Origin of the sequence: Paenibacillus sp. GCM10023252 (genome assembly GCF_042653305.1) — a bacterium.
Classification (GTDB): domain Bacteria; phylum Bacillota; class Bacilli; order Paenibacillales; family Paenibacillaceae; genus Pristimantibacillus.
In genome coordinates this window covers 204,585-221,257 of sequence record NZ_JBHSHW010000029.1, presented here as the reverse complement: position 1 = coordinate 221,257, position 16,673 = coordinate 204,585, and the positions used below count along the sequence as shown (strand labels likewise).

Genomic DNA, 16,673 nt, shown 5'->3' with positions numbered 1-16,673 from the left:
GCGAAGAACGCTATTGGCCGTTCACCTCTTCTGCGCAAAAAGCGGCCGTCACCTTAGCTACATCTTCGCGATACTTAGCATGTGTCGTGCGGATAACCTGATGGAATAGACCTTCCGTCTCACGGCTGAGCAGATTCAGTGCGTGGGCCGTGATGCCTCCGGGAACGGCTACTCGCTCTTGAATCTGCGCTGGCGTAAGTCCGCCCTCGGTGAGCAGCAGTCCTGTTCCAAGCAGCATCTGGCTCGCTACTGCCGTAGCTTCTCTACGGTCGATGCCCGTCTCCTCAACGGCAGCATCAATGAACTGCTGAAGGATGCAGGAGAGGAAGGCCGGCCCGCAGCTAGATAGATCGGAGACGACTCGCGTATAGCCTTCCTCCACTCTCAGCGGCTCGCTAATGTGAGAGAGCAACGCTTCCAGCGCATCGCAATCCTCTTCAAGCATTCGAGAGCCGTGGATGCACAGCGACGAGCCGCTCCAGACGAGATTGGTGATGCTCGGGATGACCTTCGTTATTTTGCAAGGCAGCCATTCCTCGAGATGGGACAGGAGAACGGGACTCGTAATAGAGACGATAATCTGCTCTGGCTGCAGCACCGCTCTCAGATCATCAACGACCTTCTTGAACTCGAGCGGCTTCACGCATAGGAAGACGATGTCTGCGCCTCTTGCTGCCTCTACATTGGCGTGATACGCTCTCATGCCAGGATGTCGGTCTGCGATGGCCTTGGCCTTCCCGTAGGTGCGATTGCTAATGCTGATCTGCTCAGGCGCCAGCGCTCCCGATTCAACGAGTGCTTCGACTAACAGGCTTCCCATTGAGCCCGTTCCAATCAATCCGACCTTCATCTCAGTTGCCCCTTCCGATTAACAGAATCCTCTTATAGAACTATTCGCGTTTGCTTGGCTCATATGACATATTTCTCAAGAAGCAAGATCTATAAGAACGAATGGAGGCCCACTATGGGAAAATATACAAATAAACCAAGCAGCAGCAGACTGCTGCTTATTGCTGTGCTGGCTGTAACGGCAGGCTGCTTGTTCATCGCTGCGCTGCAGGAGCCGAAGGAAGAGAAGACGACCGACTGGATTCGACTCGACCGGCAGGTTGCTGATGTGCTTGGCGACGGAGAGGCGGAGCACCAGGTGAGCGGGACTCAGAAGGAAGGGGGGAATGAGGTGGAGATGGTGGGACCGAATGAGAGAGAGAAGGAGGGGGGGCATGAGCCGAATGAGGGGCTGAATGAGGAAGGGGTACACGGACAGAGGAAGGGTCAGATGGGGGAGGGCAATTCTGCTCAAGGAGCTGCTGCGGCCGGCGCGGGCAAGCTTAATATTAATCAGGCAACAGCCGAGGAGCTGGACGAGCTGAAGGGGATAGGTCCTTCCAAGGCGCAGGCGATTGTGGACGATCGGGAGCTGCATGGCTTCTATACGAGAATTGAGGAGATTACGCGGGTGAAGGGCATTGGTGAGAAGCTGTTCGAGGGGATCAAAGACAGCATTGTCGCCGTTCCTTGATTGTGAGAGAATAGAGACGGCGAAGGAAACTTGTCCCAGCTGATAAAAGATGAAGGAGTGTTCAAGATGCCAGAAGATCGCAAGCTCTCTCTCGAAACGCTGTCCGTCCACGGAGGCCAAGAACTAGACCCGACTACACTCGCTCGTGCGGTACCGATCTACCAGACCACATCCTATGGATTCCGGGATACGGACCATGCGGCGAACCTGTTCTCTCTCCAAGAATTCGGCAACATCTACACCCGAATTATGAATCCGACATCGGACACATTCGAGAAGCGTATCGCTCTATTGGAAGGGGCGCCGGCTGCACTTGCCGTAGCATCTGGACAAGCGGCAATCACTTATTCTATCCTTAATATCGCTGGAGCAGGAGATGAGATCGTCGCATCGGCCTCTCTCTATGGCGGAACTTACAATCTATTCTCTACTACGCTGCCTAAGCTTGGCATTACCGTTCGATTCGTTGATCCATCCGATCCGAACAACTTCCGCTTAGCCATTAATGATCGCACGAAGGCCGTCTTCGCGGAATCCATCGGCAATCCACGCGGGGATGTGCTAGATATTGCCGCAGTGGCTGAAGCTGCGCATGACAATGGCGTTCCTCTCATTATTGACAATACGTTCCCGAGTCCGTTCTTGTGCCGCCCGCTTGAGCATGGCGCGGATATTGTCGTACATTCAGCTACGAAGTTCATCGGCGGCCATGGCACATCAATCGGCGGAGTCATCGTCGATGGCGGAACCTTCGATTGGGCAGCCAGCGGAAGATTCCCTGGCCTTACGGAGCCGGATCCAAGCTACAACGGTGTTGTCTACACAGAAGCTGTAGGTGCGATAGCTTATATTATTAAGGCGCGAGTGCAGTTGCTCCGGGATCTCGGAGCTGCCTTGTCACCGTTCAACTCCTTCTTGCTGCTGCAAGGTCTCGAGACCCTGCATCTGCGGATGGAGCGGCACTGCTCGAATGCGCAGCGAACAGCCGAATACCTGGAAGGTCATGAAGCGGTCGAGTGGGTGAGTTACCCGGGACTGCCAAGTCATCCTTCGTATGACTTGGCCCAGAAGTACTTGCCGCGAGGCCAGGGTGCAATACTAACCTTCGGCATTAAGGGCGGACTTGAAGCGGGCAAGAGAGTGATTAACGCAGTAGAGCTCTTCTCCCATCTGGCGAATGTAGGCGACTCGAAGTCGCTCATTATTCATCCGGCCAGCACGACCCACCAGCAGCTGTCGGAGGCGGAACAGCTCGCAGCTGGCGTTAAGCCGGGAATGATTCGTCTATCGATTGGAACCGAAGGCATTGATGATATCTTATATGATCTTGAACAAGCGCTGAAGGCCAGCCAGACCGGTTCAACGGCAGCCGCTGCACACAACTTAGAAGCTTAACACCGAATGGGAAGGATGGATGGGAATGAACGGAGCTGCGGGAGACGCCATCCGCAAGGATTGGGACACATACTTCATGGATATCGCCTATATGGTATCCACTCGCTCAAGATGCCCAAGGCGTCATGTAGGAGCCTTGCTCGTGCAGGGGAAGAAGCTGCTCGGAACAGCCTATAACGGCGCCCCTATGGGCGTTCAGGACTGCTCTGAGGCAGGCTGCATGATCGCTGAGGAGCTGGAGCTTAAGCTAGTCGACGGAGAGCAGCTCATGGTGAAGAAGCAGCGCTGCATTCGTACCATTCATGCCGAGCAGAATCTGCTGCTGTTCACCGACCGTGCCGACCGTGAAGGCTCTACGGTGTATGTAACCGACCAGCCTTGCTGGACCTGTGCCAACATGCTGGCTAACAGCGGAATTCAGGAGATCGTGTACCACCGGTCCTATCCGAAGGACAGCGACAAGGTCGTTCAGCTTATGGTCCAGCGGGGCATCCTGTTCCGCGAGCTGGCTCAATACGAGCCGCCGTCCCAGGCCAGCATGACAGTGAATGAGTAAGGCTCCGGGCGCTGTCCCAAGACAGAATGTCAGTGAGTGAGTAAGGCTCATGCCGCAGCTCCAAGACAATAGGACAGTGAATGAGTAGGGCTCCAGGCGCTGTCCCGTGACAGCATGTCAGTGAATGAGTAGGGCTCCAGGCGCTGTCCCGTGACAGCATGTCAGTGAATGAGTATGGCTCATGCCGCAGCTCCAAGACAATAGGACAGTGAATGAGTATGGCTAAGCCGATGTCCCAAGACAGCATGTCAGTGAATGATTAAGGCTTAGTCAGCAATTGCTGGCGCTTATCTTAACCATTAAGGAACGAACTGCATATCTTATAGAGGAAGAACCTCTCATGCGCATTGGGGCGATGCGTGCGGGAGGTTCTTTTTGTATGGGGTTATTGAGCAGTGAAGCAGACTTCTAGAGCAAGGAGGGGATAGGATGAACCGTCGACCGCTCGTCTGGTTCACGGTATATTATGTAGCGGGCAGCGCGTCAGCCGCGGCCTTGAACAGAGAGGGAATGCTGCTAGCTTGCGGCTCGGGCATGCTGCTGCTGTTAGCGTGGGCTCTAGCTGGGCGTGTGACCGGTAGGCTGGCTGCTGTCTGCGCGGCTGCGCTCTTGCTCGCCGCTTGCGAACGCGCATGGGTAGATGCCCGCAATGTGACGGCAATGCCGGACCTGCTGGCTGCCGCCGAGGCTGAGGGCGCCGCTGCCGCTATAGAAGTGGAAGCAGCGGGCACGATTATGTCCGCGGTCGACGTCGATGGCGACCGCGCCGAGTTCAGCATGACGGCCGACACCGTCCGCGTCCAAGGCGAGCCTTCGACGCGAGAGCTCCGCGAGCGGCTGCTCGTGCAGGTGCGGCTTGCAGAGCAGCCGCACCAGAGCATCGCCGCTGGCTGGCAGCGCGGCGACCGCGTCGTCGTCGCCGGCAAGCTGGCGCGGCCGGCGGGTGCAAGCAATAGCTGCGGCTTCGACTACCGCCGCTATCTCCGCAGCCAGGGGACCCACTGGCTGCTGAAGGCCACGGGCATCGGCGCTGTGGAAGCCGCGCCGGGCCCGCCCTGGACCGCGGCCGCACTGCTCGGCCGCGTGGACCAAGCCCGCGCGAGGCTGGGCGCGGGCATGGATGAGCTGTACCCGGCGGCGGAGCAGGCCGGGTACATGAAGGGTCTGGTCCTCGGCATCCGCGAGGACCTGGACCCTGTGCAGTTCAGCCAGTTCTCGCGGCTGGGCCTCACGCATATACTGGCCATCTCTGGCTTGCACGTAGCGGTGTTCCTCTACGTGCTGGGGAGCGCTCTGCGGCTGCTCCGCTTCACGCGGGAGCGGCTGCTGCTCGTACTCATCGCAGCAGTGCCGTTCTACGTCCTTCTATCCGGACTAACCCCTTCGGTCGTCCGGGCTGGCATCATGGCGATGCTCGGGCTGCTGGCCGCCCGGATGCACATGCTGAAGGACGGCTTGCACATTCTAGCGGCAGCGGCCCTCCTCATGTTAGTGTGGGATCCTTATTATCTCGAGGATGTATCCTTCCAGCTGTCCTTCATCGTAACAGGAGGATTAATCATAGGAGTTCCGCCGATTCGACGAGCTATGCCAAGCTGGCGCAGAGGGAAGTGGGCGCTTGACCTAGGAGCGGTAACGCTAACTGCGCAATTGTTCTCCTTCCCGGTTACGATCTATTACTTCAACCAGTTCCACTTGTTGTCGCTTCCAGCCAACTTCGTGCTCGTACCGTTCATCAGCTTCGTCGTCATGCCTCTCGGAGCGGCAGCGCTCCTGCTGGGCGAGATATGGGAGCCTGCTGGAGTGCTGCTCGCTGCTGCCGGCATGTATGCGAATGATTGGACCTTCAAGGCTATTGACTGGCTTAGCCATGCTGACAAGCTTCGCAGCATATGGAGAACCCCTTCGCTCTGGTGGATGGTAGGCTGGTACGGGCTGCTCGGCACCGTCCTGGCCTTGCTTCGCCGAAGGCAGAGCTCGCTCGATGCGGCTGTGGATGCCGACGATACACTCCCCTTGAATTCGGATGGAAGCGGCTATACCCAGCCAGGAAGCGTTGGTAATAGTGAGGCTTCCAGGTATAATAAGGCGCTTGCAGCTGCCGGTCTTGCTGCCCTGCTGCTGCTTGCTTATGCGTACTATCCGGACTTCGCTGATCGAACCGGCCGAGTCAGTGTATTAGATGTCGGTCAAGGGGACGCCATCTATATTCGTACACCCGGACTTCGCAGCATTCTAGTAGATGGCGGAGGCACGCTATCCTTCCGCAAGCCCGGGGAAGAGTGGAAGGAGCGGCGGGATCCGTATGAGGTGGGACGCAAGGTCATCGTGCCTCTCCTCATGAAGCGGGGAGTCCATCAGCTCGACGTGCTAGTGATCACTCATCTCGATAGTGACCACATTCGCGGCTTGACGGCTGTATTGCAATCCATACCCGTGAAGGAGATATGGTGGAATGGGACCATTAAGCGTTCTGATGATGCTGAAGCTCTGCTCCGGCTAGCGGCTTCTATGAGCATACCGATGTACGGCGTACATGCTGGCCAGACCTGGGAGCCAGAGCGACATGCGGCTGTTCGTATCTTATGGCCTCCGCCGAAGGCAGCTAGCAGCGAATCAACCGTCCGTGAGTTGGAGGAACAGAACGAAGAGAGTGTGGTTCTTGAGCTGGCCATGTACGGACGAACCTTCCTGTTCTCAGGGGATATTAATTCGGTGACAGAGACTGCGGTGCTTGGTCAGTTGGAGGATCATCCAGCCTTAGCTTATCCTCCTGATACAGATGGCATAGATATGCTTAAGGTAGCGCATCATGGCAGCCGGTTCTCTACCTCTGAGGCATGGCTGTCCCGGTTGAGGCCCGCGTCAGCTGTCATATCAGCTGGGGCTTCGAATACGTACGGACACCCTCATCCCGATGTGCTTCGCAAGCTTAGCGAATACGGATCACATAGCTTCCGGACGGACAAGCAGGGAGAGATTGCCTATCGGGTCACTCGACATACGTTGCTGGTCAAGGGTTTCAAGGATAATCGCTGACTCCAATTCACTATATACGCCTCTCTTAATTTTTGATATTGTTTATTTCAGACAAAGTGCAACATATAGAAGAGTGGTCTCGTCTGTATGTATGCAAGAGAGGGGGATCCTTCGTGGTAGAGCCTGGCCTCATTAGAGCCGCTCAGTCGGGCGATCGCGACGCACTAATAACCCTATTGCGTGAGATTGAAACCCATGTCTATCGGACAGCCTACTATATATTGAATAACGAGCAGGATGCGATGGATGCTTCCCAAGAGGCGCTCATTCGTATCTACACCAAGATCAGCTCCTATGAAGAGAAGGCTCAGTTCAAGACATGGATCCAGCGAATCGTAACGAATATATGCATCGACAAGTTCAGACGCACCAAGCCGACTGTCTCGATTGACGAGCACGATATGGTGTTCCATGAGAAGCAGAATGTGGAAGAGGAAGTTCTGTCTTCCTATGCGGTGCAAGACATCCGCAACGCGATTGACAAGCTGCCTGAGCATCATCGAGCAGTCGTCGTCCTTCGTTACTTACAGGACTTCTCTTATAACGAGATTGCAGACTCGCTTGATCTGCCGCTTAATACGGTGAAGTCTTATCTATTCCGAGCGAGACAGCAGCTTCAAGCATTACTCCATGATTATCAGAAAGGTGGTGTCCGGGGATGAATTGCCAAGAGGTGATGGAATATATGCATAGACAGCTAGATGGCGATCTCGACGAGCGTGAAGCAGAGCTCTTGCGCTCGCATACCAGACATTGTCCGGACTGTGCAGCCATGTATGAACGGTTACAGAAGTTGTCAGCGGATCTAGACAACTTGCCTAAGGTAACACCCAGCTACTCGCTTGTAGATGCCATACTCCCAAGGCTTCAAGAACTGGAGGAGAGCGGCAATAGTACTCTGACAGCCGTCCCTTCCAGACAGGAAGCTCCTGCCCGTAAGGCGACTGGCCGCTTCTCTTGGAAGGCGCTAAGCGGAGTGGCGGCAGCGGGTCTAGTAGCAGCGGCATTCCTCGTGCTTAGCCCGCAGATTCCGAATCTGACCTCCATGAAGGGCGATTCGAATGATGCAGCCATGAATACCGCTTCTACTCAAGAGTCGGCTAATGTGGATACGTACGCATTCAAGAAGCAGGCGACCGCAACAGACAAGTCTGAGCCTCTCAGCTCGGATGAAGGGAGCAGAAGCTTCATGCTGGACAGTATAGAAGAGATTGAACAGAACAGTACGGATATGGGCAATGAGGGAGGCGGCCCAGCAGACGCTCCCGACCAAGGGTCTGCAGAAGGCGATAAGCTGAGAGTGGATCAACCTGGGATTACCTCCATGGATGAACAATCTTCAGGTGGGAGCGGCGAAGCGGTACCAAGTCCGCCAATTCATCTAGCTGTCTCTCCTGATGGTAAGCTTCGTGCTGAGATTATTGACAACTCCCTTCGTATCTATACCGCTTCGAATGAAGAGCTGTTCAACAGCCAGAGGAAGAACGGCAAGTTCGCGAACCTGATCTGGTCTGATGACAGCAAGCAGCTAACCTATGAGATCTCTGCTCTGCAGGGCGGCAGTACGCAGAAGTTCATTATAGATGTGGCCCAAGGCAAGGAGACCAGAGCAACTCCTTAAGGCCTTCTGCCGCGAATGTTGCGGGGATATTCGCACACTTGACGGTTCATGTGCGTATAGTAAGGTATAAGGAAGTCTGCGACGAAGCTGACGTCGTATGACCATCTCTAGGGCGGTACCATGGACCCGCCATACGGATGTTTATATAGATGTTCAGGGACAGAGGGATGAAGCCGCAAGCCGGCGTCATCCCTTTGTTGCCGTCCCCAGGCTTACACCAGCGTCTGAATCGGTTATAATATTAGGAACAGGGGGAATGTACGTGGACGCGAAGCAAGCTGCAGAGGCAATTAAGAAGGGACAGATGAAGCCGGCTTATGTGGTCTACGGCAAGGACCGTTACCGCATTCGGCAATTCGCCGAGGGGCTGGCCTCCTCGCTCTTCAGCGCGGACGAGCAAGAGCTCGGAGTCGTGAAGTTCGATACCGCAGAGACACCTATTGAGGAAGCGGCGCTTGAAGCAGAGACTCTCCCGTTCTTCGTGGAACGGAAGTTAATTATTGTCCGAGACTCCATGGTGCTCGCAGCTGGAGGCAAGGAAGGCGGGAAGGTACAGCATACCGCTGAGAGGATGCTTGATTATATACAGAACCCGCTGGATTCCACCGTGCTGCTGTTCGTGGTGCATGCGGAGAAGCTGGATGAACGTCGGAAGATAGTGAAGTACTTGAAGGACCGAGATTGCCTCATTGCCTTCCAGGAGATGGATGCAAGTCAGCTGAAGCAGTGGGTGATTCGAAGATCGGCAGAGCAGAATCGCACCCTGCTTGTGGATGCAGCGGACCTGCTGCTTGCCCGGGTAGGTACGAATATGGGGCAGCTCGCGCTTGAAGTGGACAAGCTCTGCCTGCACGCTGGCCAAGGCGGGACGATTACCGTACAGGCAGCGTCGGATCTCATCGCCTCGACGGTAGAGGAGGATGTGTTCGCGCTCGTGGATGCGATTGCGATGCTCCAGATTGACCGGGCGCTGAGGATGTACCGAGAGCTGCTCGTGAGGAAGGAAGAGCCGATTAAGATTGCCGCGCTAATTGCCAGGCAGCTGCGCATTATGCTGCAGATCAAGGAGCTGGAGCAGCATCGCTATTCCCCTCAGCAGATGGCGGGACAGCTTGGGCTTCATCCGTATGCCGTTAAGCTAGCAGCAGAGAAGAGCCGTAAGTTCACCCCAGCCAAGCTTGGCGCTCACCTCGCCGACATAGCAGATCTGGATTATCGGATGAAGACGGGTAAGGTGGACAAGACTCTAGGGCTGGAGCTGTACTTACTAGCTCTGGGGACGGAGAAGCGCCCAACAGCCAACTAGATGATATTCAAATAGCAAAAAAAAAAGCTTCACGTTCCTAAAGGATCGTGAAGCTTTTTTTTACCGCATAATCTGTCCGACCTATGAGGGCGGCAGCCATTACGCTTGTCTTCCCATAATTAGCCTTGTGCAGACAGGGCGTTCAGTCTTTTAGCAAGACGTGATTTTTTACGGGAAGCTGCATTTTTATGGATCAGGCCTTTCGTTACTGCTTTGTCCAATTTCTTGGTCGCTTCGATCAATGCAGCTTTTGCAGCTTCAACATCGGTACCAGCGATCGCTTGGTCAGCAGATTTAACGGCCGTACGAAGAGCGGATTTTTGGGAAGCGTTAAGAGCGCGACGTTTTTCGCTCGTCTTGACGCGTTTAATTGCAGATTTAATGTTTGGCATGGATTTCACCTCCTGTACTTAACAACACAACTTAAAATATATTACCATGCGCCTATTCAAAATGCAATAGAAAGCACAGTGCGGACAGGAAAGGCAAAGTATGAAAAAGCTCCTATTGCAGACAATATCCTATAGCGCAAAGTGTGAAGGGAGATTGAGTGAGTATGTCGGAGCTTGACCTGCAGCAATATAACGTAAGAACAGACCTTGCTCTAGAGGCGAAGGAGATGGCGCAGTCCGCGGCAGGAACGAACCCCATTCCAGGAATTAAGAGTGAGACGCATGAGGAAGACGGCATCACGATTACGGTACTTCAGGTTGAGAATGAGCAAGGCGCCAGAGCGATTGGGAAGATACAAGGGAACTATGTGACCTTGGAGGTTCCTGGTCTTCGCAATCAGGATACAGGGCTTCAGGACCGGGTGGCTACTCAGTTTGCGAAGCATTTTGAAGCTTTTCTCCAGCAGATCGGGGTTGGGGTTATGTCCAAGGTGCTCATTGTTGGTCTTGGCAACTGGAATGTGACGCCAGATGCGCTCGGGCCGCTCGTGGTGGAGAATGTTATGGTTACGCGTCACTTCTTCGAGCTCATGCCTGATCAGGTTGCGCCTGGCTACCGGGCTGTCAGCGCGGTTGCACCTGGAGTGCTTGGCATAACAGGGATTGAATCAAGCATGATCGTGCAAGGGATTGTCGAACAGTCCAAGCCGGACGTTATTATCGCCATCGATGCTCTAGCTTCGAAGTCGCTGGAGAGGGTGAATACGACGATTCAGATAGCGGATACGGGTATTCATCCTGGCTCCGGCATCGGCAACAAGCGGCGAGGGCTGACGAAGGAGATTCTAGGGGTGCCCGTCATCGCAATCGGGGTCCCGACTGTCGTCTATGCTTCAACCATAGTGAATAATGCGTTCGACCTTATGCGCCAGCATATGGAATCAGAGAAGGCGAACAATGATCAGGTATTCGGGCTGATGAACACGATTGCGGAGGATGAACGGCTGCTTCTAGTGAAGGAAGTGCTGAATCCACTCGGACATGATCTGCTCGTTACGCCGAAGGAGATCGACGAGTTCATAGAGGATATTGCGAACATTATCGCCAGCGGGCTGAACGCAGCTCTTCATGAAGCGGTAGATACGTCCAACGTTGCCGCATATACGCATTAATAAGAGGGGCTGTCCGAGATGGGCGGCCCTTATTTGCATTGCCAACCGCTCTTGCACCTAACTCAATCTATGAATCTAGTGAAAAAAACAGCTCCTCCTCGTTCTATGAATTCCGACTCTCTCATAAGTTAATAGTGCCTGGCTAATGGCAACTGGAGCTTATGCTAACGGGAGGTCTACGAATGAAGCGAACAATGATAACACTTGATCTGGCTCGCCAGAGCAGAAAAATCCGAGGGCTGCTCGTTACAGGGCGTACCTTCGCCTTGCTTACAGGCTGCTCTATGATCTTGTTCATCGCGGTAGCGGTAGCCGCTGCTGCGGGCAAGCCGTCGTCATCTGTACCTGTCTCCTCGATGAGAGGCTTTGCCGCTTCGGTATCAAGCGGTTTTTTTGCGGATATGCTGGAGATGGAGATGCCTTCGTTCCAGGGCAGCAGCGAGCAGGAGACCTTCTCGGGCAAGCAGGTCAGCTCCTTCATCATCCGATTGCTGACAGACATTAATCCAAGCGACCCTCACAGCTTGCTCGCGGGTGAGCTGCCTGGCATGGGGCTTAATGATTCCTTCTTAATTCGGAGAGGGACGGGCACAGATACAGCTGTAGGGCCTGAAGATAATGAACCAATCCCAGATCAATCAAGTGTTGAGCCGGGGAGCGGAATCGAGGATCCCTCTAGCGGGGGGCTGCCAACTCCTCAGCCGAGTGCGAATCCTGTACCTTCCAGCGAGCCTGAGGCGGAACCGAGCAAGCCGACGACCGGAGGCCGTAAGATCGCCTTCATCTATCATTCGCATAACCGCGAATCCTTCTATCCTGAGGTGAAGTCGGGGTCGAAGGATCCGAATTCAACGACGAGGAACATTACGCTCGTAGGCAAGCGGCTCGCTCAGAAGCTGGAGGAGCAAGGCATCGGAGCGATGCATTCGAACACAGACTATCCAACGTCAATTAAGGATTATCGATGGGTAATGTCCTACAAGTACTCCAACAAGACGGTCAAGGAGGCGCTCGCCAGCAACAAGGATATCAAGTTCCTCTTCGACATCCACCGTGATTCCCAGCACAGGAAGCTGACGACAACGACCATCGGCGGCAAGGATTATGCACAAGTGTACTTCATCATCGGTCACAAAAATCCAAATTGGGAGCAGAACGAAAAGTTCGCCACCCAAATTCATAAAGCGTTGGACAAAAATTACGCAGGACTGTCTAGAGGCATATGGGGAAAAACGTCCGCAACAGGTAATGGAGAATATAATCAATCACTCGCGAGTGACAGTGTGCTAATTGAGATTGGCGGCGTAGATAATACGCTTGAGGAATGCTACCGGACAGCAGATGTGCTGGCTAAGGTCATAGCGGATATCTATTGGGATGCAGAGAAAGTGGCTGTTCCAAAAGAAAGCTAATAGGAAGGGAGCTGTCTAACGATGAGAAAATCCAAGTGGAAATGGGCCTTGCTCGGCGGAGCTCTAGTAATCATTATTATGTATGGCATTGAACTGACGACAACTGGCATTGAACGTGTGTATGGTCCACTGGCTGACAACGAGGCAGCCCCGGTTGCCATCGTCCAGGATGAGGAAGCCGGACTTATCCCTCAGAAGGAGGAGTCTCCTCAGTCTGAGCTTGAACAGAAGGTGGAAGAGCTGGAGCAAGAGCTCCAGCGGGTCAAGCAGCTGGCTGCTATGGAGGACACTGCGCCCGTGCAGAACGGGAACGAACACTTGCCGGGCATTCCTCGTGAAGTATACGAGCCTGCTGTGAACAAGGTTGCGGACTCAACGGCTGGCTTGCTGCAGTCCGTATCAAGTGGAGGAATCCGGTTCATCGTATCGCTGTTCGATTCTGTCACCGAATGACGCATTGCTGGGCATCCCCATTGCTGATATAATAGAAAGAATGATTAGCATCAAATGGAATGTGTGGGGGCCGAAGCATGACTGACGTTCGTGAACGACAGAAGAAGATTAGAAACTTTTCCATAATAGCTCATATCGACCACGGCAAGTCTACACTAGCTGACCGAATTCTCGAATTCACCGGGGCATTATCCTCAAGAGAGATGCAGGAGCAAGTGCTTGACCAGATGGATCTGGAGCGTGAACGCGGCATTACCATTAAGCTGCAAGCGGTTCGCTTGTCTTATCGCGCCGATGACGGCGAGGAGTACTTGCTTAATCTGATTGATACACCGGGACACGTAGACTTCACGTATGAAGTGTCGAGGAGCATGGCTGCCTGCGAAGGCGCACTGCTCGTCGTCGATGCGGCGCAAGGCATCGAGGCTCAGACGCTAGCGAACGTGTACCTGGCATTAGATAATAACTTAGAGATTATTCCGGTTATTAATAAGATTGACCTGCCAAGCGCAGAGCCCGAGCGGGTGAAGCAAGAGATTGAAGATGTCATTGGTCTCGATACGAGTGATGCAGTGCTTGCTTCAGCGAAGGCCGGCATTGGAATTAAGGAGATACTGGAGCAGGTGGTCGCGAAGGTTCCAGCCCCGACAGGCGATCCGGATGAGCCCCTCAAGGCACTAATCTTCGATTCGCATTATGATCCCTACAAGGGTGTTATCGTCTATGTACGGGTCATGGATGGAAGCATTAAGGCAGGCAAGAAAATTCGGTTCATGGCAACGGGCGCTGAGTTCGAAGTCATCGAAGTTGGGGCGTTCAAGCCTCGGATGTCGATCGTTGACGAGCTGGCTGTAGGTGACGTTGGATTCGTCGTCGCGGGCATTAAGAATGTGAAGGACACCCGGGTGGGGGATACCGTCACCGAAGCGAAGCGTCCTGCCCCGGAAGCGCTGCCGGGCTACCGCCGGATTAATCCGATGGTATTCTGCGGGCTATACCCGATCGAGACCCAAGATTATAACGACCTGCGCGAGGCACTCGAGAAGCTTGAGCTGAATGACGCTTCCCTGCGCTATGAGCCAGAATCCTCGACGGCTCTAGGCTTCGGCTTCCGCTGCGGATTCCTCGGATTGCTTCATATGGAGATTATCCAGGAGCGGATTGAGCGGGAATTCAACATTCCGCTCATTACGACAGCTCCAAGCGTTATCTATCGCGTGACCCTGACGAACGGCGATGTCATGGAGATTGACAACCCATCCAACTATCCGGAAGCAGGCAAGCTGGACTACGTGGAAGAGCCATACGTGAAGGCTGCGATTATCGTTCCGAACGACTTCGTTGGAGCAATCATGGAGCTCTGTCAGAACAAGCGCGGCGAATTCGTCAATATGGAGTACCTGGATACGAACCGGGTTACGATCACGTACGAGATTCCGCTCTCAGAGATCGTCTATGACTTCTTCGACCAACTGAAGTCAAGCACGAAGGGGTATGCGTCCTTCGATTATGAAGTGTCCGGCTACCGCAGATCCAATCTGGTGAAGATGGATATTATGCTGAACAACGAACAAGTGGATGCCTTGTCAGTTATCGTCCACCGGGATCGCGCCTATCATCGCGGACGCCTAATCTGTGAGAAGCTGAAGGAGCTTATCCCTCGTCAGATGTTCGAGGTGCCCGTTCAAGCATCCATCGGTACGAAGGTTATCGCCCGTGAGACTGTTAAGGCGATGCGCAAGAACGTTCTTGCCAAGTGCTACGGCGGAGATATTAGCCGGAAGCGGAAGCTGCTTGATAAGCAGAAGGAAGGCAAGAAGCGGATGAAGCAAGTCGGCAGCGTTGAAGTTCCTCAGGAAGCGTTCATGGCCGTTCTGAAGATAGACGAAGATTAAGCGGAAGAGGGGGAGCGAGGCTCTCCCTTTTCTCTATTTGTAAGGAGTGAATTCACCAATGCTAATGCATGCGCCGCGAGCGCTCTATATTCATATCCCCTTCTGTACGAACAAGTGCCACTATTGTGACTTCAATTCCTTCGTACTGAAGGGTCAGCCTGTTGACGACTATCTGGACGCCCTAGAGGAAGAGATGAAGAGGACGGTAGAGAGTATGCCTCCGGACATCATCCACACGGTGTTCGTAGGCGGAGGGACGCCGACCGTACTTACCCCACCTCAGATGACGAGGTTCCTGGCATCGGTTCAGCGATACTTCCCATTGGCGGTTGACGTAGAATTCACGATGGAGGCGAACCCTGGAACGACCGATCTGGAGAAGCTTCAAGCGATGAAGGCAGGAGGAGTGAACCGTCTGTCCTTCGGAGTGCAATCCTTCAATAATGAACTGCTGGAGCGAATCGGCCGGATTCACAATGTAGAGGATGTGTATCGCAGCCTGGACAATGCCCGCACCGCAGGCTTCTCCAATCTGTCCATCGACCTCATGTTCAATCTGCCCGGTCAGACCTTGGAGATGCTGGCTGAGAGTGTAGAGAAGGCGCTTGCCCTTGGGCTGCCTCACTATTCGCTCTATAGCTTGAAGGTTGAGGAGAATACACTCTTCCATACCTTATATGAGCGCAATGAGCTCGTTCTCCCTCCCGAGGAGGAGGAGCTTGACATGTTCCTGCTGCTGATCGAACGGCTGAAGGGAGCAGGCTACTCCCACTATGAGATCAGCAACTTCGCGAAGCCAGGCTATGAGAGCAAGCATAACTCGACCTACTGGCGGAATGAACCCTACTATGGCCTCGGCGCAGGAGCGCACGGTTATGCGAAGGGACAGCGTCACGTCAATGTGAAGGGCGTAGGCGCCTATATTGATGCAGCAAGACAGCAATTACCTCGCCTGGATGTGTCGGAGGTGTCAGAGCTTGAAGCCATCGAAGACTTCATGATGGTGGGCCTGCGGTTGCTTGATGGCGTACGCGCTTCAGACTTCGAGAGACAGTTCGAGGGGAAGAAGCTTGAAGACTACTTCGGCGATATTCTGGACCGAGTCATGGCGGATGGATTAGTCGAGAGGCTTACTGAACAGGATGACCGCCGCTATCGGTTGACGAACAAGGGCATCCTGCTTGGCAATGAAGTGTTCGGGTCCTTCATCGGGCTGACAGAGACCTCATCCCCCGGCTGATTATAATGAACGACCTCTAACCACATCTCGATTACGCCTTGCAAAAAACTGTTGAGATAACATGCATTCTGTTGTATATTTATTCATATTGCAATCTATGGATAACGGGCAGCGGATGGGGGCGGGGGCAGTGAGCAGCAGAGGGGCCGGCGGAGCGACGATGCACGCATCGTGCAGAAGAGCGACTGCAGAGGACGTAGACGTATTGTATGACTTGATTAAGGGCTATGCAGAACAAGGGATTATGCTGCCTCGCAGCAGAGAGATGCTGGAGCATCTCATCGACACCTTCGTTGTGGCTGAGGTAGGCGAGACTGTTGTAGGATGCGGCTCGCTCTGCAGGCTAGGCAATGACCTGGTAGAGGTAAGATCCCTTGGTATCTCGGACGACTACAAGGGTCTTGGCATCGGCAGCAAGCTCGTTGACAGCTTGATTGAACAGGCCAGAGAGCAAGGTGTGCCGAAGATTATGGCTCTTACCTATGAGGTTCCTTTTTTCCAGAAGAACGGCTTTCAGATCGTGGATAAGGAGATTTTCCCCGAGAAGGTATGGAAGGATTGCGTGAACTGCCCGAAGCAGCATGCCTGTGACGAAATAGCTGTACTTAAAATGCTGAACTGACTTGACATACCCCAAGTTGGTTTGGTATTTTTGTATTAACGATTAGCA

Annotated in this window: 15 protein-coding genes; 13 read left to right on the top strand and 2 right to left on the bottom strand. The window is 53.9% G+C overall.

The features are described 5' to 3' along the window. Window positions 1-10 precede the first annotated feature (10 nt). Window positions 11-850 carry a late competence protein ComER gene (gene comER / locus ACFO9Q_RS17350; protein ID WP_379184342.1) on the bottom strand — a complete coding sequence of 280 codons (840 nt, stop codon included), beginning with the start codon at window positions 848-850 and terminating at the stop codon, window positions 11-13. A 114-nt stretch (window positions 851-964) separates the two neighbouring features. Here comER and ACFO9Q_RS17345 point away from each other — a divergent pair, with 114 nt between their 5' ends. The 7 genes from ACFO9Q_RS17345 (at window position 965) to holA (ending at window position 9,439) form a co-directional block, all read left to right on the top strand. Further along, entirely contained in the window at window positions 965-1,522 is a 558-nt protein-coding gene (locus ACFO9Q_RS17345; protein ID WP_379184340.1) for a ComEA family DNA-binding protein, read from the top strand. A gap of 66 nt (window positions 1,523-1,588) precedes the next feature. After that, the gene (locus tag ACFO9Q_RS17340; RefSeq protein WP_379184338.1) at window positions 1,589-2,917 is read left to right on the top strand and encodes a homocysteine synthase; all 1,329 of its coding nucleotides are present in this window, start codon (window positions 1,589-1,591) and stop codon (window positions 2,915-2,917) included. A gap of 25 nt (window positions 2,918-2,942) precedes the next feature. Then, complete coding sequence (locus ACFO9Q_RS17335; protein ID WP_379184336.1) at window positions 2,943-3,473, top strand: deoxycytidylate deaminase; 531 nt, start codon at window positions 2,943-2,945, stop codon at window positions 3,471-3,473. 429 nt (window positions 3,474-3,902) lie between these two features. Continuing rightward, window positions 3,903-6,512, top strand: coding sequence for a ComEC/Rec2 family competence protein (locus ACFO9Q_RS17330; protein ID WP_379184334.1), 2,610 nt, complete (start codon window positions 3,903-3,905; stop codon window positions 6,510-6,512). A gap of 113 nt (window positions 6,513-6,625) precedes the next feature. Next, on the top strand, window positions 6,626-7,174 hold the full coding sequence (locus ACFO9Q_RS17325; protein WP_379184332.1) for an RNA polymerase sigma factor: 549 nt from the start codon (window positions 6,626-6,628) through the stop codon (window positions 7,172-7,174). Beyond that, window positions 7,171-8,133, top strand: coding sequence for an anti-sigma factor family protein (locus ACFO9Q_RS17320; RefSeq protein ID WP_379184330.1), 963 nt, complete (start codon window positions 7,171-7,173; stop codon window positions 8,131-8,133). Before ACFO9Q_RS17325 ends, ACFO9Q_RS17320 begins: the two co-directional genes overlap by 4 nt. Before the next feature lie 262 nt (window positions 8,134-8,395). Further along, window positions 8,396-9,439 carry a DNA polymerase III subunit delta gene (gene holA, locus ACFO9Q_RS17315; RefSeq protein WP_379184328.1) on the top strand — a complete coding sequence of 348 codons (1,044 nt, stop codon included), beginning with the start codon at window positions 8,396-8,398 and terminating at the stop codon, window positions 9,437-9,439. A 119-nt stretch (window positions 9,440-9,558) separates the two neighbouring features. Here the strand turns inward: holA and rpsT are convergent, their stop codons facing one another. After that, a complete protein-coding gene (gene rpsT / locus ACFO9Q_RS17310; protein ID WP_379184326.1) occupies window positions 9,559-9,831 on the bottom strand; it encodes a 30S ribosomal protein S20 in 273 nt (90 codons plus the stop codon). A 164-nt stretch (window positions 9,832-9,995) separates the two neighbouring features. On the opposite strand from rpsT, the gene gpr reads away from it, so the two are divergent. The 6 genes from gpr to ACFO9Q_RS17280 all read left to right on the top strand — a co-directional run bounded on the left by gpr (window position 9,996) and on the right by ACFO9Q_RS17280 (window position 16,625). Then, window positions 9,996-11,003 (top strand): GPR endopeptidase, encoded by a 1,008-nt coding sequence (gene gpr, locus ACFO9Q_RS17305; protein ID WP_379184324.1) that lies wholly within the window; start codon window positions 9,996-9,998, stop codon window positions 11,001-11,003. A 182-nt stretch (window positions 11,004-11,185) separates the two neighbouring features. After that, a complete protein-coding gene (gene spoIIP / locus ACFO9Q_RS17300; protein ID WP_379184321.1) occupies window positions 11,186-12,415 on the top strand; it encodes a stage II sporulation protein P in 1,230 nt (409 codons plus the stop codon). Between the two features lie 21 nt (window positions 12,416-12,436). After that, on the top strand, window positions 12,437-12,868 hold the full coding sequence (locus ACFO9Q_RS17295; RefSeq protein WP_379184319.1) for a hypothetical protein: 432 nt from the start codon (window positions 12,437-12,439) through the stop codon (window positions 12,866-12,868). Window positions 12,869-12,945: 77 nt separating this feature from the next. Continuing rightward, on the top strand, window positions 12,946-14,763 hold the full coding sequence (gene lepA, locus ACFO9Q_RS17290) for a translation elongation factor 4 (RefSeq protein ID WP_379184317.1): 1,818 nt from the start codon (window positions 12,946-12,948) through the stop codon (window positions 14,761-14,763). Between the two features lie 58 nt (window positions 14,764-14,821). After that, a complete protein-coding gene (gene hemW / locus ACFO9Q_RS17285) occupies window positions 14,822-16,003 on the top strand; it encodes a radical SAM family heme chaperone HemW (protein ID WP_379184315.1) in 1,182 nt (393 codons plus the stop codon). 160 nt (window positions 16,004-16,163) lie between these two features. Continuing rightward, entirely contained in the window at window positions 16,164-16,625 is a 462-nt protein-coding gene (locus ACFO9Q_RS17280) for an N-acetyltransferase (protein ID WP_379184599.1), read from the top strand. Window positions 16,626-16,673 lie beyond the last annotated feature (48 nt).